This is a genomic window from Streptomyces sp. NPDC051976 (assembly GCF_040680795.1).
Taxonomy (GTDB): Bacteria; Actinomycetota; Actinomycetes; order Streptomycetales; family Streptomycetaceae; genus Actinacidiphila.
The window spans coordinates 1-22,068 of the sequence record NZ_JBFAXL010000012.1; the positions used below are offsets into that span (position 1 = coordinate 1).

Consider the following 22,068-nt stretch of genomic DNA (forward strand, 5'->3'; position numbering starts at 1 on the left):
GCGGCGCTGCACGGCGGCAAGTCCCAGCCGCAGCGCACCCGTACGCTGGCGCAGTTCAAGACCGGTCATGTGACGGTGCTGGTCGCCACCAACGTGGCGGCCCGCGGCATCCATGTCGACAACCTCGACCTCGTGGTGAACGTCGACCCGCCGACCGACCACAAGGACTACCTGCACCGCGGCGGTCGTACCGCGCGGGCCGGTGAGTCCGGCACGGTCGTCACCCTCGTCACGCCGCACCAGCGCCGGGACATGAGCCGGCTGATGGCCACCGCGGGCATCACCCCGCGGATCGCCCAGGTCCGGTCCGGTGAGGCCGAACTGACCCGTATCACCGGCGCGCAGGCACCCTCGGGCGTGCCCGTCACGATCACCGCACCCGCCGCCGAGCGCCCGCGGCGCGGTGGCGCCTCCTCGTCGGGCCGCGGTCGCCGCAGCCGCCCCGCCCAGGCCCGCCGCCGCTCGTCCGCACCGGGCAGCGCCGCCTGAGGCTCGTCGCACCACGGGCCCCCGGCCGCCCGGGCCGAGGCTCCGTCAGACCGATCCCATCCGTCGCACAACAGCGGCTGGTGGGACCGGAGTTGCGCGAGAGGGGCCTCGCCCGGTATCCACAGCGGTGATGCTGTGGGAAGCGGGAAGGTGACTTCATGGCCGGACTGGCGGGGGCATGGAAGCGGTCCGCACCCGGGCGCCTGTGGAAGCAGGGGGCCCATATCGAGCTGCTGCACCGGTCGATGGGGTTCGCCGCGCTCGGCTTCGTCACCCTGATGCCACTGCTGGTGGTCGTCGCCGCCGCGACGCCCTGGGAGAACCGGCCGGGATTCGCGCAGTGGGTCGTCGACGGGATGGGCCTCAACGCGCAGGGCTCGCTGAGCGTACGGAACCTGTTCGCGGCGCCCAGCAACGTCCTGAGCGCCACCAGCGCGTGGAGCCTGGCGTCGCTCGCCTACTTCGGGCTGTCCTTCGTGGCGAGCGTGGAGACCGGCTACCGCAAGATCTGGGACCTGCCGTCCGGGCCCTGGCACCGTGACTGGCGGCGCGCGGTGTGGCTGACGGTGCTCACGCTCTATCTGTTCTGCGAGTCGCAGAGCGCCGCCGTCCTGGGCAGCGGGGTGCTGCCCAGCATCGTCCGGATCGTCGTGACCTTCGTGCTCGGCGTGCTGTTCTTCGCCTGGGGCCAGCGCTTCCTGCTCTACGGCGCCGTGGATGTGCGCACCGCGCTGCCCGGGGCGGTCTTCACCATGCTCGGCCTCGCGGGGCTGCGGATCTTCTCCCACCTGTTCTTCGCGTCGCTGATGCTGAGCAACGCCGACGCGTACGGGCCGGTCGGCACCGTACTGACCGTGGTGACCTGGCTGGTCGGCGTCGGCTTCGTCGTGTTCGGCGGGGCGCTGCTCGGCAGGCACGTACGTGACGGGCGGATGCTGCGGCAGGGCGGCGAGATACCGCGACCGCGGCAGCCGGAGGGCTGGTACGAGGTCCCCGAGGAAACCGCCCCCGGGGTGCGCTGGCGCTACGACGGGGCGGGCGGCGGCGTCGACTGAGCGGCGCCCCCGGAAGGCGTCCTGGGCGTCGTCCCGAGCGTCGTCCCGCGTGGCCCTCGCGCCGGTGTGAGCCTGGACTCAGCGGTCGGCCGTCGGCGGGCCTCCGGCGTGCCCTGAGAGGCGGGAGCGACGCCAGCGGCGGGGGTGGCGGCCGGCTCCCGCCACCTCTCTACGGCGGGGCGTGCCAGGGAACCCGCGGGGCAGTACATTGCGTCGACGCTTAGGAAGCGCATGGACGCGCGGCGACGGCACCGCGACCCGCACACGCTGCGGTACGGGTGGGGAAGGTGGGCCGTCGGGGGTTCGTGAGGGGGACGGCACACGATGGACGGCAACGGCGGCTCCGGCAGACCCGGCTACTCCGGTGGCCCGGGGTACGACGGCCCGGAATGGGTCGTACCCGGCTACACCCATGAACGCGAGCTCGGCTCCGGCGCGTCCGGGCGCGTGGTGCTCGCCCGGCACGAGGCGACCGGCACCGCCGTCGCCATCAAGTACCTGGCAGGACAGCTCGGCGACGACGACCGCTTCCGCGAGGCGTTCCGCGGCGAGGCCGAACTCCTCGGCGACCTCGACTCCCCGCACATCGCCCGCTTCTACGAGTACGTCGAGGACGGCGCCGAAGCGGCGATCGTCATGGAACTGGTCGACGGCATCGCCCTGCGCACCCTGCTGCGCCAGGAAGGCGCCACCGAGCCCGAACCGGCCCTCGCCGTCCTCAAGGGCTCGCTGCTCGGCCTGGCCGCCGCGCACGCCTCGGGGGTCGTGCACCGCGACTACAAGCCCGCGAACGTCCTGGTCACCACCGACGGCGTCTCCAAGCTGGTGGACTTCGGCGTGGCGGTGCGCAGCGGCGAGAGCGGCAATGTGGCGGGCACCCCGTCATACATGGCGCCCGAGCAGTGGGCGGGCGGCCCCGCGACCCCGGCGACCGACGTCTACGCGGCCACGGTCACCTTCTACGAGTGCCTCACCGGCAGCAAGCCGTACTCCGGCTCGACGATGTTCGAGCTGGCCATGCAGCACGCCGAGGCGCCCATCCCCAACGACCAGGTGCCGGAACCGGTCCGCCCGCTGATCATCCGGGGCCTGGCCAAGACCCCGCCGGAACGCCCGCAGACCGCGGCCGACTTCGTCGCCGAACTCCAGGCCGTCGCCACCGCGGCGTACGGCGAGGACTGGGAGGAGCGCGGCCAGCGCAAGCTCGCCGCCCTCGTCGCCCTGCTGCCGCTGCTGCTCCCGCACGCGGGCGGCGCGGGTGCCTCGGGCACGACGGCGCTGGCCCACACGCAGCTCAAGGGGCCTGGCGCTGGAGCCGGTGGAGCCGGTGGCGACTTGGGTGTCGTCGCCGGGGCGGGCGCCGCGGGCGCCCTGGCCGGGCACGGCCGCCGGCGGCACCTCGGCAAGCGCGCCAAGGTCCTGGTGGGCGCGGTCGTCGCGGTCCTGGTCTCCGCCGGGCTCGCCGTCACCGCGGTGGCCACCGTCGGCGGCGGCCCCGACGCGGTCACCACGACCTCGACCCCGTCCGCCCTCACCTCCCTGACGACGGGTCCCCCGGTCGCGCCAGCGACGGGCCCCTCGGCTACGGGCACGGTGACGCCGACCGCGACCCCGTCCACGACGGCCAGCACGACCACGACACCTACCGAGACCACCTCCCCAACGGCCACCCCGACGGTCGCGGGAGCGACGACGACTCCGCCCACGGTCACGCCGACGGTGAAGCCCACGACGACGCCGCCTACGACGCCGCCGACGAAGCCACCGCTTCCCATCTCTGATGTGTCCGTCGGAGGGCTCACGTGTGACACCACCACGGAGTACGGAGTGCAGGTACCGGTCACAGTCCACATGGACGGTGTCACCGCTGGGACGCTGACGCTCTCCTGGTTCCTCGTCGATGCCAACGGAGCGACCATCATGGGAATCCCGGACGTGGTGCCGCTGCCCGCAGGCAAGACGACTGTCGCGGACATGTACCGCCACCGCTTCATCAGAGACTTCGGCTACCCGGTCTGGGGTGTAACGGTCTCCACCAAGCCGGCGGCGGGGGCGGGCCAGAACAGCTCGCGGACGCTGGCGTCCAAGACCTGCCCGAACCCAGCAGCCATCGGCTGACCGCCGCCCTCCCCCTCCGCTCAGGGAAGACGCCCATGTCGAACCAACACGACCCCCGTCTGCACTTCTCGGGTCGGCCGAAGCGGCCGGAACCGCAACCGCCCGAGGACGAGGCCACGTTCAAGCTGCTCGGCCCCGAGGGCGACTTCGACGAGCCGACGCGCGCGACCGTACTCGACCCCGATTCGTGGTCGAGCGAGGTGCCGTACACCGCGAGCGCACCGGCGCCGATGGCGGCGGAAGACGTCACGCTGCGGCAGGCGCCCGCCGCGCAAGCGGTCGAGCCGGAGCCGTCGATGGGCACGGGATCCGGCTCCGGCAGCGGCACGGGCGGGCTGCGGCGGTTCGGGCCCGGGGTGCCGGGGCCGAACCTCTCGGGGTCGACCTCGCACACCGCGGCCGTGTGGCACGGCACCGTACGGCCGGGCGACGCGGTGGCCCCGGCGGAGCCGGGGAAGCGGCGGCGGCGGGCGCTGCGCGGCTGGCTGCTGCCGGTCGTGGTGCTGCTCGCGGTGCTGGCGTATCTGGCCTGGCAGCACCTGCCGGGCTCGGCGAAGGTGGACGCGGTGTCGGTGCGCAACGACACGGCGGTGCAGGGCTGCCACAGCACGGCGAAGGTGATCGGGACGCTGAAGACCAGCGGCGGCGCCGGTACGGTCCGCTACCGGTGGAAGCGCAGCGACGGTACGGTCTCCGACGAGCTGAAGCAGCATGTGGCGAAGGGCCACCGCAGCACCGACGTGGTCCTGCTGTGGAGCTTCGACGGCCCCGGCACCCTCAACGCCACCGCCACCCTCGAGGTGCTGGCCCCGCAGCAGCGCTCGGCGGCCGTCACCTTCGCGTACCGCTGCCGCTGAGCCGCCCCGCGCCGAGCGGCCGGGTCCGGCCCTCGGCGGAAGGGGGCCGGACCCGGCTGGTGGGGGGAGGAGCGCCGGGCGGTCAGCCGTGCTGGACGGTCAGGCCGTAGAAGGCGACGCGGGCGCCGTTCGTGGTGCTGCTGGAGGACGACTGGTTGTACGAACCCGCCTTGAAGTACTGCTTGTAGGCGTCGAAGGACGACGGGATCGGGTAGTGCGTCGTGCTGCCGTTGACCGTCAGGTCGATGGTGTTCCCGCCGGAGACGGCGATCGTGTACGACCAGGTCTTGCCCACCGACACATGGCCGACCGTGTGCGGGGTCTGGCCGCCGGACGGGGAGTTCTCCAGGCCCGCGACGATGTCGCCGTTGGAGTGGAAGTACAGCTCGATCAGCGGCTTGGTGGACGAGCCGCCGGTGCCGAGGTGGATCTGCCCGACGCACACGTTCGACGTCACCGACACCACTCGCAGCGTCGCCTTGAGCTTGTGGCTGCCGCTGAGCGACCAGTCCGCCGCACTGCCGTTGCTGTTCATCTCCCGCAGCTCGGACCGCGCGAAGTTGGAGTTCGGCGTGGTGACGCCGTGCTCCGGGGCCCAGAACGTCATCGCCCCGTCGCGGGTGTCGGTGTAGAAGTACGCGTCCTGGAAGCCGTTGGCGCCCTGGAGCCGCGAGGAGGAGATCGTCGTGGGCGACCCGGGCGAGCCGACGGGTTCCTGCAACTCCCAGACCGACAGGTTGAAGTTGCCGCCCGGCGCGACCGACGGCGACGCGGCGTGGGCGTCGGCCCCGAGGAAGCCGATCGTCCCGGCTGTGCCGAGCGCCACGGCCGCGGCGAGGAGTTTGGTACGGATCTTCATGGGGGGAGCCCTTCTGAGGTGGGGTTCAGAGGTATGAACTAGGTCTAGTCCATTGGGGCGCCCAACTTGGATAACACCTCTCGTATTGGCTCGTCAACGATTTGCGCGTCAGGGGGAGTTCACTTTCCCCGTTCACTGTGACGGTTGCGCGTTCATGTATGAGAACTTACGTGGTGCGGAAGCAGACCGTGTACGCCAGCGACGGGAACTCGTTCGACCGCCAAGTGGTCCAGCCGTGACCGGCGTTGCAGTACGCCGTGTCGTAGTACTGCTGCACCCGGCCGGTGACCACCACGTTGCCGCCGGGGCAGGACGCGTACTGGAAGGTGGTGGACGAGCCCGAGCCGGAGCGGAAGAGGCAGGAGCCGACGGGCGCGCGGGCGGCGGCGTTGGGGTAGTTCATCGACAGGCAGAGCACGACGTCGAGTTGGGACCAGGGGGTGGTGTTCGTCGTCATCTCGTCGACGTCCTGGTAGCCGTGGCAGCGGGACGTGTCGGTCGTGCCGGTCAGCCGGGCCTTCACGGTGAAGTTGCCCGTCTGGCAGCCCTGGAGGTGCCAGGGGGCGCTGGCGGCGTTGGGGCCGAAGACGCAGTTGCCGGGCCGTGCGTGGTAGACGTCGTTGCTGGTCCGGTAGGTGAGGCAGAGCACCAGGTCGTAACCGGAGTAGCTGAGCCGGTAGTCGGTGTTCGGGACGCCGTCGCAGCCGCTGGTGTCCTGGGTGCCTTGGAGCACCTGCGCCACCTGGAAGACGTCGTTGCCGCAGGAGGCCGCCCGCAGATGCGCGGCCTCGAACGTACCGTCGTTGACGAAGCAGTCGCCGATCCGCGCACCCTCGATCGTGCTCGTCGGGCTGGGCGTCGGCGACGGGGTGGGCGTCGGTGTCGGTGTCGGCGGGTCGTCGGTGGTCGGAGTGTCGGACGGCTCGTCCTGCGGGGGTGTCTCCGGATCCGTGGCGGGGGTGGACTCCTCGGCCGGGGAGCTGGTGCTCGGACCGGAGTCGGCCGCGTTGCCGGAGTGGCCGTGGGCCAGCTGGTGCGGCAGCCAGGCCAGCAGCAGGACGCAGACCAGCGCGAGGATCCCGGCCATGACCGGGCCGGTCGGGGACGGGGACTTCGACGGCGGCCGTGAGGGCGGCCCGCTGGGCGGTGGGCTCCCCACGACCACCTCGGTCTCCGCGTGCGGGGAGTTGACCGGCGGCGTGAACGGGCTCGGGATGTCACCGGACCCCGGCCCACCCCAGAGCTCGTCCCCCGGCAGCGGCTTGGGCGCGAGCGCCCGCAGCGCCTCGGCCCGTGCGTTGATCGCGGGCGCGGCGTGCGCGATCCGCAGATACGCCCCCGCCGTCACCGGCCCCGTCGCGGCCGTGCAGATCGCCACGACCTCCTGCGGCGTCGGCCGCGCGTCGGGGTCCTTGGCCAGGCACCGTACGACGACGTCGCGGACCTCGCTGTCCAGGGCGCCGAGTTCGGGCTCCTCGTGGGCGATGAGGTGGATGAGGCCGAGCGGGTCCTCCGCCTCGAAGGCGTCCCTGCCGGTGGCCAGAAAGTAGACCGTGGCGCCCAGCGTGAAGATGTCGGAGGCGGGCCCCACCGTCTTGCGGCCCGTGGCCTGCTCGGGCGACTTGTAGGCGGGCGTGCCCAGTTGCGCGTTCGTCCGCGTCATCAGGGTGGCCGCCACCGACTTGGCGATCCCGAAGTCGATGACCTTCGGCCCGGTCTCGTCCAGCATCACGTTCGCGGGCTTCAGGTCCCGGTGCACCGCGCCGGTGGCATGGATGGCCTGCAGCGCCCGCGCGATCCCGGCGGTGATGAGCAGCACGTCCCTGCTGGGCAACGGGCCGCTCTCCCGTACGAGTTCGAGCAGCGAGGGGCCGCACACGTAACTGCTGGCCAGCCATGGCTCGCGCGCGCCCGGGTCCGCGTCGAGGAGTTGGGCGACATGACTGCTGCGCACTTCGGCCGCGACCTCGACCTCGCGGCCGAACCGCCGGGCGAACTCTGGGTCCTGGCCCAGCTCCGGCTTCAGCAGTTTGACCGCGATCGCGTGCCCGCCGTGCGTGAAGGCCAGGAAGACCCGGCCGATCCCGCCCGCGCCCAGACGCGCCTTCAGTTCGTACGGCCCGACCCTGCGCGGGTCGCCGTCCTCCAGCTTGCCCAGCCGGAACGTGGGCCCGGTGCGGACGGGGACGCTGCCGCGGACGAAGAGGAACTGGTCGGGGCGGCCGCTGTAGTGCAGGTCGGGCGTCGGCTGGGAGGACGCGTGCGGGATGCTCGTCTCGCGCAGCCGGCGCCTGACCTCGTCGTGCAGATGGGCCACCGTGGCCCCCGCGGACTGCTCGCTGTGCGCCTCGCGGACGGCCTCCGACAGGTACTTGGTGAAGTAGGTCAGGCCGCCCTTCTTCTCCTCGAAGTACGTCTCCTGCGAGTGCCCGCAGGACGCCCACACGTACATGCCCGCGCCGCGCACCGGGGTGGCGCTCACCGCGTACGCGGTGAGGTTGGCGGCGGATTCGCCGTACTTCGTCGCGATGCCGGAGCTGCAGCAGTCCAGGATCAGCACCTTGATCCGGGCGGTGCTGTGGTGGACGATCTGCTCGCGCAGGTCCCGCAGCCGCAGCGAGGTGAGCGCGCGGTGCGCCGGGTCGTCGTTGGTGTCGGTGAGGGCGAGACCGAGGTCGTACCGCCCGCTCTCGGGCAGCGGCAGACCGTGGCCGACGTAGTAGAAGAGCAGGACGTCGTCGACGTCGCGGATCAGCGGGGTGATGGTGCGCAGCAGTCTGCCGCTGTCTTTCTGGTTCGGCAGTTCGCTGATCCGCGCCTTGGGCCACTCGCAGGGGCCGGTCAGGACCTTGCGCATCTCCGCGAGGCTCTTGAGCGCCGCGGGCATGGCGGCGCGGCCCTTGAAACCGGCCGTGTACTCCGAGGTGCCCAGCAGGATCGCCCGCGACCGGCCGAAGTCGATGTCCTCACGCGGGCTCATCCGCGCCCTCCGTACCGCCCGCCCCCGCTCCCGCTCCGGTCGCGGGCCCCGGGCCGGTGCCCGCGCCCGCCTCCAGCGCCCGCGCCGCCTCGATGACCTGCGGCAGTACGGTCCCGGCGGTGCGGCCGGTGACCTTGATCCGGCGGCCGCCGACCTCGACCTCGATCTCGGTGACCTGCGCCTCGATCCACAGCTGCAGGGCTCGTACCGCGGCCACCAGCGGGCCGCCCGCCGCGCAGGCCACCGACAGGAAGTCCCATGCCGTGCCCTGGCTGTTGCGGTCCGGCTTCCTGCCCACCGCCCGCACGGCGACGCCCGGGTGTCCGCCCATCCACTCGCGCAGGTCGGCGAGTTGGCCGCCGTCCGTCAGATGTACCCGTAATTCGACCGTCATCGCGCAGCACCACAACTTCCCCCGTGACCACACCGGTCGCCGAGACTAGCAGCGCGGACGCCCCGCCCGGCCTGGGTTGGCCGAACGGGGCGTCGGGGCCGGGCGGGGGCCGCCCGGGGGGAACCGTCAGACGAGGTCGAAGCGGTCCAGGTCCATCACCTTGCTCCACGCGGCGACGAAGTCACGCACGAACTTCTCCTTGGCGTCGTCGCTCGCGTAGACCTCCGCGAGGGCGCGCAGCTCGGAGTTGGAGCCGAAGACCAGGTCCACCCGGCTGCCGGTCCACTTGACGGCGCCGGTGGCGTCGTCGCGGCCCTCGAAGGTGCCGGCGTCCTCGGAGACCGGCTTCCACGTCGTGCCCAGGTCGAGCAGGTTGACGAAGAAGGCGTTGTCCAGCACGCCGGGGGTGGCGGTCAGGACACCGAGCGAGGACTGCGCGTGGTTCGCGCCGAGGACCCGCAGGCCGCCGACGAGGACCGTGGTCTCCGGGGCGCTCAGCGTGAGCAGGTTCGCCCGGTCCAGCAGCAGGTACTCGGGCGACAGGCGGTTGCCCTTGCCGAGGTAGTTGCGGAAGCCGTCGGCGCTCGGCTCGAGCGCGGCGAAGGACTCCACGTCCGTCTGCTCCTGCGAGGCGTCGGTGCGGCCCGGCGAGAACGGCACCTGGACCTCGACGCCACCGGCCTTGGCGGCCTGCTCGACGGCCGCGCCGCCGGCCAGCACGATCAGGTCGGCCAGCGAGATCCGCTTGCCACCGGTCTGCGCGGCGTTGAACGACTCCTGGACGCCCTCCAGGGCGCGCAGCACCGTGGCGAGGGTGTCGGGGTTGTTGACCTCCCACCCGCTCTGCGGCTGGAGGCGGATGCGGGCGCCGTTGGCGCCGCCGCGCTTGTCGCTGCCGCGGAAGGACGAGGCCGACGCCCACGCGGCGGAGACCAGGTCGGCCACCGGCACGCCGGTGGCGAGGACCTGGGCCTTGAGGGCGGCGACGTCCGCCGCGTCGACCAGCTCGTGGTCCACGGCCGGCACCGGGTCCTGCCACAGCAGCGTCTCGGAGGGGACCTCCGGGCCGAGGTAGCGGACGACGGGGCCCATGTCGCGGTGGGTCAGCTTGAACCAGGCGCGGGCGAAGGCGTCGGCGAACTCCGCCGGGTTCTCCAGGAAGCGCCGGGAGATCTGCTCGTACGCGGGGTCGATCCGCAGCGACAGGTCGGTGGTCAGCATGGTCGGGGCGTGCGTCTTCGACGCGTCGTGCGCGTCCGGGACGGTGCCCGCGCCCGCGTTCTCCTTCGGCCGCCACTGGTTGGCGCCCGCGGGGCTCTTGAACAGCTCCCACTCGTAGCCGAAGAGGATCTCGAAGAAGCTGTTGTCCCAGGCGGTGGGGGTGTTCGTCCAGATGCCCTCGAGGCCGCTGGTGATCGCGTCGCCGCCCTTGCCGGTGCCGTACGAGTTGCGCCAGCCGAGGCCCATCTCCTCCAGCGGGGCGGCCTCGGGGTCGGGGCCGACGCTCTCGGCCGGGCCCGCGCCGTGGGTCTTGCCGAAGGTGTGGCCGCCGGCGATCAGCGCGACGGTCTCCTCGTCGTTCATCGCCATCCGGCGGAACGTCTCGCGGATGTCGCGGGCCGCGGCCAGCGGGTCGGGGGTGCCGTTGGGGCCCTCCGGGTTGACGTAGATCAGGCCCATCTGGACGGCGCCGAGCGGGTTCTCCAGCTCGCGGTCGCCGGTGTAGCGCTCGTCGTCCAGCCAGGTGGTCTCGGGGCCCCAGTAGACGTCCTCCTCGGCCTCCCAGACGTCCGCACGGCCGCCGCCGAAGCCGAAGGTCTCGAAGCCCATCTGCTCCAGGGCGACGTTGCCGGTGAGGATCATGAGGTCGGCCCAGGAGATGTTCTGGCCGTACTTCTTCTTGACCGGCCACAGCAGGCGGCGGGCCTTGTCCAGGTTGCCGTTGTCGGGCCAGCTGTTCAGCGGGGCGAAGCGCTGCTGACCGGCCCCGGCGCCGCCGCGGCCGTCGCTGATGCGGTAGGTGCCCGCGCTGTGCCAGGCCATACGGATCATGAACGGTCCGTAGTTGCCGAAGTCGGCCGGCCACCAGTCCTGCGAGGTGGTGAGCACCTCGGCGATGTCCTGCTTCACGGCGGCGAGGTCGAGGTTGCCGAACGCCTCGGCGTAGTCGAACTCCTCGCCGAGGGGGTTGGCCACGGCGGGGTTCTTCGCCAGGATCTTCACGTTCAGTCGCTGCGGCCACCACTCACGGTTACCACCACCCTGGGTCGGGTGCGGCGCGCGCGTGTGCGCGACCGGGCAGCCACCCCCGCTCTCTGCCTTCGTGTCGGTGACGATTGCATCGTGGTTCTCAGACATGGGAATCCTTCCGGACCAGGCGGATCACGGTGGTCAGCAAGTGCGAGGGCGGTACGGGAGGGCTCCGGCGGTACTGGAGTCATCCTGTCCCTTGGCTATCACCAGAACCGATCCTACGATGGACACAGTCCAAGTCAAGAAGCACGCCAATCGCGTAACTCATCTGATTCCGGACGTCCACTGATAATCTACTTCCGGGTATCCCACGAGCCTGAAAAATAGGTGAGCCGATATGAGCGACTTGCTGGAGCGGCTGCGAGGGCGCGGTTGGCGGATGACCTCCCAGCGACGTGTCGTCGCCCAGGTCCTCGACGGCGACCATGTGCACCTCACGGCCGACGAGGTGCACGCCCGTGCGGCCCGGCGGCTGCCCGAGATCTCCCGGGCGACGGTCTACAACACGCTGGGTGAGCTGGTCTCGCTCGGCGAAGTCATAGAGGTCGCCACGGACGGCCGTGCCAAGCGGTACGACCCCAACGCCCACCACCCGCACCAGCACCTCGTCTGCTCCGGCTGCGGCACGGTCCGTGACGTCCACCCCGCGGGCGACGCCCTCGCCGACCTGCCCGCCACCGAGCGCTTCGGCTTCACCGTCACCTCCGTGGAGGTCACCTACCGGGGGCTGTGCGAGTCCTGCGCCTAGGACCGGCCCGGGGTCCGGACAAGCGTGGGGGCCCGGCGCCGGGAAGGGCGGCCGGGCCCCGTCGTTAGGGGTGCGGATCAGATGCGGTCGGCGGCGATCAGCAGGTATTGGAAGGAGCCGTCACGGTACGAGGACAGGAAGGGGTCCTCGATACCGGTGGCGACGGACGACTTGGCGCGCAGCTCCCAGTAAGGGATCGTCTGCGGCGTCAGGTCGAGGACCTGCACCGGGGTCAGCCGGTTGGCGGCCATCGCGCGGAAGTACTCGCTGCGGCCGTGGATGTTGCACTCGTAGTGGGCGTTGATCGTGGAGACGGCCTTGCTCGGCTGGCCGTACACCTCGTTGTAGCAACCGGTGATGGTGACATAGCGGCCGCCCCGCTTCAGCAGCCGGGAGTGGGCGGCGAAGAGGTCCATCAGGTCGACGTACATCGTCGACTCGTTGTTCCAGATGGCCTGGTAGGCACCCGGGGTGAAGCCGGTGTCCAGCATGTTGCCGACATGGAAGGCCACCCGGCCCGCCACACCGCCCAGTTTGGCCTGCTCGTTGGCGAACGCGGCCTGTTTGCTGGAGAGCGTGACGCCGTCGACATGGCAGCCGAAGCGGGCATGGGCCAGCATCGACGTGCCGCCGCGGCCACAACCGGCGTCGAGGATCCGCTCCTCGGGGGCGACGTAACCCAGGCTGTCGATAAGGAGTTCGGCCTGGGCGGACTCCAGGCGGTGCAGTTCGTCGATGATCGCCTGGTCGCGCTCGGCCGGATTGGCCTCCAGTACGCTCCAGTTGACGTCACCGATGCCGTAGTGGTGGTGGTAGAGGCCGTCCACCGCTCCCAGCCGCAGATTGACGGGGCGCTCCTCGTCGTTCCAGTAGCGGGCGATGTCGTTCTGGTAAGGGCTGGGTTCGGTCGAGATGGTCATGCGGCGTTCTCCTGGGTCCAGAAGTCGGGCAGGGTGTAGCGGTGCGTGTTGGTGCTGTGCCACTCGTGGTTGCCCGACACCCAGGCGGCGAGACCGACCAGGTAGCGGGCGAGCACGGGGTCGGGGAGCCGTTCGCGCAGTTGCTCGCTCTCGGTCTCGAAGCGGTGCATGATCTCGTTGTGGATGTCCACGGCCTTGAGGAACGCCTCCCGCTCCGGAAGCCGGTCGCGGCGGGCGAGGACGACGGGCAGGTTCAGGTGCGGGCGCTCGGAGCGCTTCTCCTTGGTGTACGAGTACAGGTCGTTGACGAGGGTGGAGGCGTTGCTCGCGAGGGCGGTCAGCCGCTGTACGGCCCCGAGGGCCTGGAGCGGGGCGGGCAGTTCGTAGCCGGCGACGAGGTCGGTGAGGGTCAGGCAGGGGCGGAAGTTGTTGAACTGCCGCATCACCAGGTACTCCCAGACCGGCGGGGTGGTCCCGTCGAGACTCCACGCCGCCTCGGCCAGGTAGCCGAGGTGCAGCCGGGCCAGGTCGTGCCGGAGCCGGTCGGCCTGGGCGGGCGCCGCCCACCGCACGGCGTGCTCCATCGAGGAGCGGTACGCCCGCAGCGGCGCGTCGGCGGCCATGCCGTCGTGCCAGTCGGCCTCGTACTCGGGTGTCGCGTGCAGCGGGTCGAGCGCGGAGTGGGCGATCGCCAGCCGGGCGCCCAGGCCCTCGGGCGAACCGCCGTGGTCCTCGCAGTAGCAGTCGTCCACCGCGTTCTCCGCCACGAGCAGCCGGGCGGCGACGAGCAGCCGCTCCACGTCGGCGTGGTCGGGGTGCGCGAGGCAGACGGAACGGCCGAAGCCGAACCCCTCGAACTGGTCCTCCCACTCCGGCGGGATCAGGTCCAGCTCCAGCGCCCACAGCTTGGTCCTGCGGTCCACCTCCGCCACCAGCTCCGGTTCCGGCTGGATCGCCGGACGGAAGTGGATCCCGGGGATGGGCCGCACGCGCTGCTCGCCGGGCCGCACCTCCGCGTCGCCGCCGCTGCCTTCCCCACCCCCTTCCCCCCGGGCCCCCTCCTCCCGGCCCGGCGCCCCGTCCTCCGGCTCCTCCCGCCACGGGGGCGCCGTCCCGGTGATGCGCAGACCTGCTGTCCCCAACCCGGTCGGGCCGTACGGGATGGTGGGTGCCATCGTCTGTGTCCTCGCAAGTCCTCGTGCGGATAGGCGTGTTGGCGCCCAGAGACCTTCCCGGGGCCGTCGGCGAGCAGTCGCTCGGCGGGGGGCGCACAGAGGTGCGAGAGCGACGTCTATCGCTTCTGTTCACTACAAGTGTGGACATCGGTTGATACGACCAATCTGTCCCCCACTCGTACGCACCCACGCATCCGGACACGACGAAGGCCCCGAACCGCCGTGCGGTTCGGGGCCTTCGTCCTCGCGGCGGCCGGGATCAGCCGAACATCTCGCACCGCCCGCCCACGTTGGCGTTGTTGCCGCCACCGGCCCGCGCCACGTCCGCGCCCGCGCCGCAGTCGAGGCTGTCGTTGCCGCTCCCGGCGGCCAGCACGTCGTCCCCGCCGCCGGAGCTGACGGCGTTGTTGCCGCCGCCCGCGTCCACGGTGTCGGCGCCGTCGCCGGTGGTCACGCTGTCGTTGCCGGAACCGGTCGTGACGGTGTTCGCCCCGCCGCCCGCCGCGACCGCGTTGTTGCCGCCGCCCGCGTCGATCCGGTCGTCGCCACCGGCCGTGGTGATCCGGTCGTTGCCCGAGCCGGTGACGACGCAGTCGCTGCCGCCGTTCCCGCTGACCGTGTCGTTGCCGCCGCGGCCCAGGATCAGGTCGTTCGCGCCGGTCCCGGAGAGTGTGTCGTTGCCGGGGGTGCCGACGATCACGTTCTGGACCGGCGACGTGCCGCAGTCGGCCGCGGGCACGCCGTCGGCGCGCACCGTGACCGTCCCGGCCTGCCGGATCCCGGTCAGCCCGGTGACCTTGCCGCCCGCCGCCACCACCTCGGTGTACGCGACCGAACCGCCCTGCCCGACGGTGAGGGTGACCGGCGCGCCGTTCACGCTCACGCTCACGACGGCCGGTTCGCCGTCCACCGTCCTGATCGCGGTGGTCGCGCCGGAACCGGTCAGCTCGTACGAGCCGCGGCCCAGCGCCAGGGTCGCGCCGCTGCCGGCCAGCCGGAACCGCGCCGGTCCCGAACCCGCCGCGCCGGCGCCGACGTTCACCAGCACCCCGGCGGGGTCGTGCGCGTCGGAGACGGTGAGCGTACGGCCGCCGCGGTCCACGATCGTGCCCGAGGTGGTGCCGCCCGTGAGCGCGTCGGAGAACGTCCCGTTGGTGGGGTCGGCCGCCCGCGAGACACCCGGCGGGTACGTCACGTCCACATCGTCGTTGACGCCGTCGCCGTCCGCGTCCAGGTCGCGCACCGTGCAGCCGATGGTGCCGCCGCGCAGCGCGTGCCCGTCGTCGTCGCTGTCGTCGGACCAGAAGACCGGCTTCCTGCCGTCGACGCACTCCGTCTGCGGTGCGATCGCGAAGCCCTCGTTGTTGAGGTTGGGCATGGCGCCCGGCCGCTCGTACACGTTGGTGACGCCGAACCTGCCGTCCGCGCCGATGTCGAGGGTCGCGGTACGGCCGCCGCAGGTGTCGTCGCAGACCGCCCACAGGTGGCTGGTCTCGGGGTCGAACTGCAGGTCCATCACGCTCGGGAAGCCGCTCGCGATGGTCGCGACCCGGGTGAACCCGCCGTCGTTCTGGTCGAGCGCGTAGGCGTAGACGCCGCCGGTGCCTTCGAGGGCGACGAAGAACAGGCCGTCGCCGTGGCCGGGGTAGCCGGCCGGGTCATAGGCCGCGCCGGTGTGCTCGTCGCGGAAGGCGTGCGCGGTCAGGAAGGAGTCGGGTATCCAGGAGACCGCCTCCAGACCGCTGTTCGGGGCGACCGCGGGCAGGTCCGCGGTGAGGTTCCACTCCCCGGTCGCGGTCAGGCTGGTGCCGCCGCCTCCCGCCGCCGGGTCGAAGCGCAGCACCTCGGGCCTGCTGACGCCGTTGGCTGCGTTGTTGCGCTCGGTCGAGACGAAGACCCCGCCCGCGGGTCCCGCCGCGGTCAGCGTGACGCCCTCGGAGTCGGGGTCGCCGGTGCCGTCCGGGTAGCGCAGCGCCTTGCCCGCGTTCCAGCCGTCGGTCGTGGCGGGCGCCCACTTCGTCCCGTCCCACTCCAGGCGGTACAGCGTGCTCGGCCCGTTCTTCACCGCCCACAGCACACCCGGCGTCGTACCGCCGGACGCCTCGTACGCCAGCCCGCTCACATTGGTGCCGAAGGTCCCCGCGTCGTCGGCGGTGGTCACCGCGGCGCCGCCCGGCCACGGCGAGGCGGGCGTCTGGCCGCCCGAACCGCCCGGCCCCGAGCAGTCGTTGGCCGCGCCCTTCGTCGAGGACGTGGTGGTCACGAACGCACCCGTGCCGTCCGGGCAGCGGCCGTACGTCGTGGTCGCGTGCGAGGTCCAGCTGTACGAGTCCACCAGCGTGGTGCCGTCCGGCAGGAACAGCCGGGCGGAGTCCGCGCTGCCGAGCCCGAAGACGGGGTCGACGTCGAGGGCGAGGAAGGCGTGGGCGGCCATCGTGGTGCCCGCCGGGATCGGGAAGACATGCGTGTCGTCGTTGTCCTTGACGATCCAGCCCGACACATCGACCGGCGCCGCACCGGAGTTGACCAGTTCGACCCAGTCGCCCGGGATGCCCCCGCTGGACTCGACCTCGTTGATCCTCACGGTGGAGGGGGCCTGGGCGGCGGCCGGGGCCGGGGCCGGTGCGTCGTCGGCGGACGCGGGCGACGCCACCGCGAACAGCAGCGGGACGGTGGCGGTCAGCGCCGCCGTGATCAGTGTGATGGGCACACGCCAGGGTCTGTGCACGGTGGTTGTCCTCTTCCCGAGTCGCCGCGGCGGACGAGGGCAGCACGACAGCACCGCCCGGTGAAGGTTCGGGCACTCAGGCGACGAACGCCTGAAGACCGGGTGAACGCCGCACCTCCGCTCGCTGATCCCGCGTGTCACCAGCGGGAGTTCGGCACCACCGCGACCTCGCCCGCGCCACCGCGACCCCGCCCGCACGGACGCGGGCCCCGACCGCCGGGACGGTCGGGGCCCGCTTTCCTGTTTCCCGCGCTTGCGGCTAGAGCAGCGTCCTGTAGACGTTCCAGCCTCCGCCGATCCTCACGCGCGCCGCGAAGGTGCCGTGGCCCGTACCGGTGTACCGCCACAGGTCACCGGCCGCGTCGCGGGCGACCAGGTCGGACCTGCCGTCGCCGGTGAAGTCACCGACGCCGACGACCGTGTTGTAGGTGTTCCAGCCCGCGCCGATCCTGACGCGCGCCTTCAGGCCGCCCCGGCCGTCGCTGTCGTACCGCCACAACACCCCGGAGGTGTCGCGGGCCAGCACGTCGCCGCGGCCGTCGCCGGTGAGGTCCTGCGCACCGGCGATCAGGGAGTAGATCTGCCAGCCGTAGCCGATCTTCACCCGGGGGGCGAACGCGCCCGCGCTCGTGCCCAGGTAGCGGTAGAGGTCGCCCTTGGCGTCGCTGGCCAGCAGGTCGGGGCGCCCGTCGCCGTCGAGGTCGCCGGGCGAGGTGATCTGCTGGTAGGTGTTCCAGCCGCTGCCGATCGTCCTGTACGGCGTGGTGGTGGTCGGCGCCGCTCCGCACGCGGGCTCGTAGGCCCGCAGGGTGCCGGTGCTCAGCCGGACCAGCACGTCAGCGCAGTGGTCGCCGTCGAGGTCGCCGATCGGGACCACGGTGTCGCTGGCCGGCCAGCCACCGGCCGCGACGGAACCGGAGAACTTGCCCGCGCCCGTGCCCTTCTGGAAGGCCAGCGAGCCGGACGACGTCATCGTCACCAGGTCGCCCACCCCGTCGGGACCGGCGGGACCCGCCCAGTCCCGGGGCGCGGCGCCCGCGCCGCCCACCGTGACGGTGCCCGAGGTCGACAGGGTGCCGCCCAGGCCGGTCGCGGGCGCCGCCGTCAGCGTCCAGACGTAGCCGCCGTTGGGCACCAGCGCGCCCGAGGCGTTCCTGCCGTCCCAGGAGACGGCCACGGACGTGCCCGTCGGACCGCCGGTCCACGTCCGCACCACCGCGCCCGTCGTGCGCGTGGCCAGCGTCAGCTTCCAGGACGCGGCCGGTTCCGACAGCCACCAGGTCGCGCCCCAGCGCGCCGCGCCCGCCTTCGCCGCGAAGGTGGCGGGGACCACCCGGTCAGGCGCGGTCAGCGGGGAGGTGTCCACCCCGGTCACCGCGGCCACGTGCACGCTGTCCGACGTGTCCACGTAGGCGATCTTGTGCGAGCGGCGGTCCAGGGTCCAGCTCACGCCCCGGCTGTCACCCGTCACCGGCTTCACCCCCAGGACGTTCGGGAGGGCCATGGCCGCGTCACCGACGAATCGGGTCAGGTGCAGGAGGTGCGCGCCCGGCTCGTAGGCCGCCATGAAGTGGTCGCCGAGCAGCACGTCGTCCCCGGCCGGTGCGGGGTACTTCCAGCCGGTGGACATGTCCCGCACGCCCGCGGTGTGCTGCGGGCCGCAGGCCCAGTACAGGAGTGGGCCGTTGGAGCGCAGGTCGGTCGGCGTGCAGCCGGAGCCGAGGTCCACCGTGCGGGCGGTGGCGCCGGTACGGAGGCTGGTGGCCACGACGGTTCCGGCCGTCCCGCCGGGCGTCCACAGCGTCGCGTAGTCCAGCGCCGCGGCCTCCGCGCTCATGTTCCGTACGATCCGGCCCGCGGCCACGTCCACGACCTGCTGGGTGCCGTCGACGCCCGCGTAGAGCACATAGCCCGGCGAGACGTCGAGGATGCGGCCCTGGGCGGACGGCAGCGGTACCGTCACGCCACCCGTCACCAGGGAGTCCTTGCCCGTGACCGCGTCGGTGGTCAGCCGGGCCAGGCCCCGGTCGGTGCCGTCGGCGAACCTGCCCGGCGCGCCGTCGTCGTACGAGGCCAGGGAGGCACCGAGTACCGGGGTGGGCTGCGTGCCGATGTCCCTGCCGTACAGCGTCGTCACGCCGCTCAGCGTGTTGACGAAGCGCAGGGTGCCCCGGTCCAGGCCGATCGCCGAGGTGGTGCTGTAGTGGATCACCGGCGCCAGCGTCCGGAGCGACCCGTCGAAGACCACGCCGTTGCCGTTGACCACCAGGTCGTGCAGCCCGCGCGTGCCGTCCGCGGCCCTGCCGATCACGATCAGCCTGCCGTCGGGCGTCTGCGTCCCCCGCTCGGCGTCGGTCAGCACCACCCGGCGGGTGTCGTTCCCCTGCAGCGGCTCCAGGCGCAGCGGGCCGTGCGGACCCTCGTACCAGGCGATGTTGTCGCCCACCGCGAAGGCGTGCACGTCACTGCTGTCGGACGTGGTCGTGAGCGGTGTGATCCGCGGTTCGCCGGACGTGCTGGTGTGCGGCAGCGTGCGCACCCCGACCGTGCCCTGGCGGCTGAACCACAGCGTCCAGGCCGAGGTCATCTGGAAGCCGCTCGCCGGGCCGGTCACCGGCAGCGCCCGCACCGCGCCGGTCAGCCCGTCCACGATGCCGTACGCGGCCTCGCCGTTCTGTTGCCAGCGCACGATGAACTGCGTTTCGTACGCGGCCAGTACGGGCGTCGACACCTCGCCGGTCGCCCCGGCGGGCAGTGCCACCGTCAGGTCCTGCTGGGTGCCGCCGACGATCCTCAGGATGTGGTACTCGTACCCGCTGCCGGTGTCCCGGCTCGCCACCACGAAGCCGTTCGCGACCTGCGGATGCGTATAGCCGTCCGGCAGGGTGACCACCGACGTGCTGCCGTCGGTCAGATACCGCAGCACCACCTGCGTGGCGCCGTCCTCGTCGGTGGTGCTGTACGCGACCCGGTCCCACGGCATGCTGGTGCCGAAGAACGCCGAGCGCGGTATCCCGTCCAGCGCGGGCTCGGGCGTGACCTGGCCGTTCGCCGTCGACACCCACATGTACCCGGCGGTGCCCTCCTCCTGCATCAGCGCCCCGTCCGGACCGGTGGCAACGATGTCGGCCGCCCGGTCCACCGCCGCCTGCGGCGCGGGCACCACCACCCCTGTGTCGGCGTGCGCCGCCCCCGGCACCACCACCGCCGTCCCACCGAACGCCATCGCGGCGGCAACCACCGCCCCAGCGGCCCGCGCACGCGCGGCTCGCTTCATGGGTCCCCCCCCAACTCTCTGTTCTGTTACGTCCCATGCCACGCCGGAAGGTGTGGTTCCGCAGGTGACAGGCCCCCCGATCACAGTGAGCACAGTATGCGGAACGGGTGACGGACCTTCACCCGGATCGCGGAACTCCTGTTCGCACCCTCAGTGGTTGAGGTACGCGAGCACCGCCAGCACGCGGCGGTTGTCGTCGTCGGACGGCTGCAGGCCGAGCCGGGTGAAGATCGAGGCGGTGTGCTTGGCCACCGCGCTCTCGCTGATGAACAACTGCTGGGCGACGGCGGCGTTGGAGCGGCCCTCGGCCATCAGGCCGAGCACCTCGCGCTCGCGCGGGCTGAGCGAAGTGACCGCGCCGTTCCCGGAGTTGTGGGTGAGCAGCCGGGCGATCACCTCGGGGTCCATCACGGTGCCGTCGGCCGCGACCCGGCGTACCGCGTCCACGAACTGGGCGCTGTCCAGCACCCGGTCCTTCAGCAGGTACCCGATGCCGCCCGAGCCGCCGGCGAGCAACTCCCGTGCGTACAACTGCTCCACGTACTGCGACAGCACGAGTACGGGCAGGCCGGGGGTGGTGCGGCGGGCCTCCAGCGCCGCCCGCAGGCCCTCGTCGGTGAAGGTGGGCGGGAGCCGGACGTCCACGATCAGGACGTCCGGGCGTTCCGCGGCCACGGCGGCGAGCAGTTCCGGGCCGGTCTCCACGGCCCGGACGACCGTCATGCCGTGCGCTTCGAGCATCCGGGTCAGGCCGTCCCTCAGGAGGAAGAGGTCTTCGGCGATGACAACGCGCACGGGATCTCCAGCGAGGCTATGGTCGGGCCGCCGGGCGGACTGGTGAGGGCGAGCACGCCGTCGAACGCGGCGAGCCGCCGTTCCAGGCCGCGCAGCCCGGTGCCGCGCGAGGGGTCCGCGCCGCCGCGCCCGTCGTCGGTGACGCCGATCCTGAGCGCCTCGCCAGTATGGCCGATGTCGATCCAGACCCGGTGGGCGCCCGCGTGCTTGGCGACGTTGGCCAGCAGCTCGCTGACCGCGAAGTAGGCGGCCGACTCCACCGGCGCCGCCGCCCGGGCGGGCAGGTCGCCGTCCACCCGCGCGGGCAGCGGCAGGTCCAGGGCCAGCGCCCGCACCGCGTCGACCAGTCCGCGGTCGGCCAGTACGGGCGGATGGATGCCGCGTACCAGGTCGCGGAGTTCGGCCAGCGCTTTCACCGAGGACTGCTTGGCCTCGGTCAGCAGCGCCAGCGCCGCGTCCGGGTTGGACGCGAAGAGCTGCTCGGCCGCGTTCAGCGTCATGCCCATCGCCACCAGCCGGGCCTGCGCGCCGTCGTGCAGGTCGCGTTCGATCCGGCGCATCTCGGCCGCGCCGCTGTCGATGGTGTCGGACCGGGTGACCGCCAAGTGCGTGACGCGCTGGGCCAGTCGGGCCTCCCGGGTGGGTCCCAGCAGCAGACCGGCCAGGCGGCCGTACCCGGCCAGCAGGCGCGGCGCGGCCAGCAGCACTGCGGCCAGCCACGCGCAGCACAGCAGCGCGGCCAGCGTCAGGGCGACGGGTTTCCCGGTCAGCAGGCTGTGCACCGGTCCTCCCAGCACTCCGCCGTGGGTGGGCAGCGGCGGCGCCAGGCGGTCGGGCGGCGGCGCGATCGGCGCCGACCTGTCCGGCGGCCCGGCGGGCGGTCCGAAGAACAGATAGCTGAGCCCGTACGCGCCGGTCAGCCCCAGCGGCACCAGCAGGGCGCCCGCGCCGACCACCGCGTTCAGCCCGGTCCACACCAGGTCACGCCAGGTCGCCGGATCACCCAGCAGCCACGCGATCCGCCGCCATCGCTCGGACACGCTCCCCGTCTCCCCGGCCACCCGGTCCCGGACCGGCGCGGGCCGGTAGGGGTCCGGGATCCGCACCCCGCACCACCGCCCGACCAGCCGCCGGGTACGCCGTACCACCCACCGCGTGCGCACCACCCCGAGGCCGACCAGCCCCGTGATCAGCAACGCCCAGGTGTGGTACGGGCCGTGGACGGTGCTCGGCCGGGTGCCGTCGTCCAGCAGGGCGCGTGACACACAGACGATCGCCACCAGCGGCACGGCGCCCAGCGACGCCACCGCGCACAGCGCCGCGAGCCGCCAGAGGGCGCGCGCGCCCGCGCCGAGCCGGTGCGTCCGGCTGAACGACGGGTGCCGTGGGGCCGGAGCCGTCCTCGTACCGTCCACGCTGG

Annotated in this window: 15 protein-coding genes; 5 read left to right on the top strand and 10 right to left on the bottom strand. The window is 72.4% G+C overall.

What is annotated here, in order from left to right:
* The 4 genes from AB0M29_RS15110 to AB0M29_RS15125 all read left to right on the top strand — a co-directional run.
* Window positions 1–489: C-terminal helicase domain-containing protein (locus AB0M29_RS15110; protein WP_365382706.1), on the top strand; the 489-nt coding region annotated here is incomplete at its 5' end.
* Window positions 490–647: 158 nt separating this feature from the next.
* Entirely contained in the window at window positions 648–1,544 is an 897-nt protein-coding gene (locus AB0M29_RS15115) for a YhjD/YihY/BrkB family envelope integrity protein (RefSeq protein ID WP_365382707.1), read from the top strand.
* Between the two features lie 324 nt (window positions 1,545–1,868).
* Window positions 1,869–3,662, top strand: a complete 1,794-nt coding sequence (locus tag AB0M29_RS15120; protein ID WP_365382708.1) for a serine/threonine-protein kinase — start codon at window positions 1,869–1,871, stop codon at window positions 3,660–3,662.
* A gap of 35 nt (window positions 3,663–3,697) precedes the next feature.
* Window positions 3,698–4,519, top strand: a complete 822-nt coding sequence (locus AB0M29_RS15125) for a hypothetical protein (protein ID WP_365382709.1) — start codon at window positions 3,698–3,700, stop codon at window positions 4,517–4,519.
* Between the two features lie 82 nt (window positions 4,520–4,601).
* Here the strand turns inward: AB0M29_RS15125 and AB0M29_RS15130 are convergent, their stop codons facing one another.
* The 4 genes from AB0M29_RS15130 to katG form a co-directional block, all read right to left on the bottom strand.
* Complete coding sequence (locus AB0M29_RS15130; protein ID WP_365382710.1) at window positions 4,602–5,378, bottom strand: polysaccharide lyase family 7 protein; 777 nt, start codon at window positions 5,376–5,378, stop codon at window positions 4,602–4,604.
* Window positions 5,379–5,544: 166 nt separating this feature from the next.
* On the bottom strand, window positions 5,545–8,358 hold the full coding sequence (locus AB0M29_RS15135) for a protein kinase (protein WP_365382711.1): 2,814 nt from the start codon (window positions 8,356–8,358) through the stop codon (window positions 5,545–5,547).
* On the bottom strand, window positions 8,345–8,752 hold the full coding sequence (locus AB0M29_RS15140) for a hypothetical protein (protein WP_365382712.1): 408 nt from the start codon (window positions 8,750–8,752) through the stop codon (window positions 8,345–8,347). The genes AB0M29_RS15135 and AB0M29_RS15140 overlap by 14 nt, the downstream gene beginning before the upstream one ends.
* 126 nt (window positions 8,753–8,878) lie before the next feature.
* On the bottom strand, window positions 8,879–11,110 hold the full coding sequence (gene katG, locus AB0M29_RS15145; RefSeq protein WP_365382713.1) for a catalase/peroxidase HPI: 2,232 nt from the start codon (window positions 11,108–11,110) through the stop codon (window positions 8,879–8,881).
* A 232-nt stretch (window positions 11,111–11,342) separates the two neighbouring features.
* Here katG and AB0M29_RS15150 point away from each other — a divergent pair, with 232 nt between their 5' ends.
* Complete coding sequence (locus tag AB0M29_RS15150; protein ID WP_365382714.1) at window positions 11,343–11,753, top strand: Fur family transcriptional regulator; 411 nt, start codon at window positions 11,343–11,345, stop codon at window positions 11,751–11,753.
* A gap of 77 nt (window positions 11,754–11,830) precedes the next feature.
* Here the strand turns inward: AB0M29_RS15150 and AB0M29_RS15155 are convergent, their stop codons facing one another.
* From AB0M29_RS15155 to AB0M29_RS15180, 6 genes are all read right to left on the bottom strand, one after another.
* Entirely contained in the window at window positions 11,831–12,673 is an 843-nt protein-coding gene (locus AB0M29_RS15155; RefSeq protein WP_365382715.1) for a geranyl diphosphate 2-C-methyltransferase, read from the bottom strand.
* A complete protein-coding gene (locus AB0M29_RS15160) occupies window positions 12,670–13,848 on the bottom strand; it encodes a family 2 encapsulin nanocompartment cargo protein terpene cyclase (protein ID WP_365382716.1) in 1,179 nt (392 codons plus the stop codon). The genes AB0M29_RS15155 and AB0M29_RS15160 overlap by 4 nt, the downstream gene beginning before the upstream one ends.
* Before the next feature lie 259 nt (window positions 13,849–14,107).
* Window positions 14,108–16,558: a lamin tail domain-containing protein gene (locus AB0M29_RS15165; RefSeq protein ID WP_365382717.1), complete on the bottom strand. Its 2,451-nt coding sequence runs from the start codon at window positions 16,556–16,558 to the stop codon at window positions 14,108–14,110.
* Between the two features lie 277 nt (window positions 16,559–16,835).
* Complete coding sequence (locus AB0M29_RS15170) at window positions 16,836–19,853, bottom strand: FG-GAP-like repeat-containing protein (RefSeq protein WP_365382718.1); 3,018 nt, start codon at window positions 19,851–19,853, stop codon at window positions 16,836–16,838.
* A gap of 150 nt (window positions 19,854–20,003) precedes the next feature.
* Window positions 20,004–20,648 (bottom strand): response regulator transcription factor, encoded by a 645-nt coding sequence (locus AB0M29_RS15175; RefSeq protein ID WP_365382719.1) that lies wholly within the window; start codon window positions 20,646–20,648, stop codon window positions 20,004–20,006.
* Window positions 20,612–22,063: a histidine kinase gene (locus AB0M29_RS15180; RefSeq protein ID WP_365382720.1), complete on the bottom strand. Its 1,452-nt coding sequence runs from the start codon at window positions 22,061–22,063 to the stop codon at window positions 20,612–20,614. The genes AB0M29_RS15175 and AB0M29_RS15180 overlap by 37 nt, the downstream gene beginning before the upstream one ends.
* Between the last annotated feature and the right edge of the window lie 5 nt (window positions 22,064–22,068).

What these genes read in the sequence shown, in the direction of transcription:
- AB0M29_RS15115 (WP_365382707.1), top strand. Translation starts at nt 648, where the DNA reads ATGGCCGGACTGGCGGGGGCATGGAAGCGGTCCGCACCCGGGCGCCTG.
- AB0M29_RS15120 (WP_365382708.1), top strand. Translation starts at nt 1,869, where the DNA reads ATGGACGGCAACGGCGGCTCCGGCAGACCCGGCTACTCCGGTGGCCCG.
- AB0M29_RS15125 (WP_365382709.1), top strand. Translation starts at nt 3,698, where the DNA reads ATGTCGAACCAACACGACCCCCGTCTGCACTTCTCGGGTCGGCCGAAG.
- AB0M29_RS15130 (WP_365382710.1), bottom strand. Translation starts at nt 5,378, where the DNA reads ATGAAGATCCGTACCAAACTCCTCGCCGCGGCCGTGGCGCTCGGCACA.
- AB0M29_RS15135 (WP_365382711.1), bottom strand. Translation starts at nt 8,358, where the DNA reads ATGAGCCCGCGTGAGGACATCGACTTCGGCCGGTCGCGGGCGATCCTG.
- AB0M29_RS15140 (WP_365382712.1), bottom strand. Translation starts at nt 8,752, where the DNA reads ATGACGGTCGAATTACGGGTACATCTGACGGACGGCGGCCAACTCGCC.
- katG (WP_365382713.1), bottom strand. Translation starts at nt 11,110, where the DNA reads ATGTCTGAGAACCACGATGCAATCGTCACCGACACGAAGGCAGAGAGC.
- AB0M29_RS15150 (WP_365382714.1), top strand. Translation starts at nt 11,343, where the DNA reads ATGAGCGACTTGCTGGAGCGGCTGCGAGGGCGCGGTTGGCGGATGACC.
- AB0M29_RS15155 (WP_365382715.1), bottom strand. Translation starts at nt 12,673, where the DNA reads ATGACCATCTCGACCGAACCCAGCCCTTACCAGAACGACATCGCCCGC.
- AB0M29_RS15160 (WP_365382716.1), bottom strand. Translation starts at nt 13,848, where the DNA reads ATGGCACCCACCATCCCGTACGGCCCGACCGGGTTGGGGACAGCAGGT.
- AB0M29_RS15170 (WP_365382718.1), bottom strand. Translation starts at nt 19,853, where the DNA reads ATGAAGCGAGCCGCGCGTGCGCGGGCCGCTGGGGCGGTGGTTGCCGCC.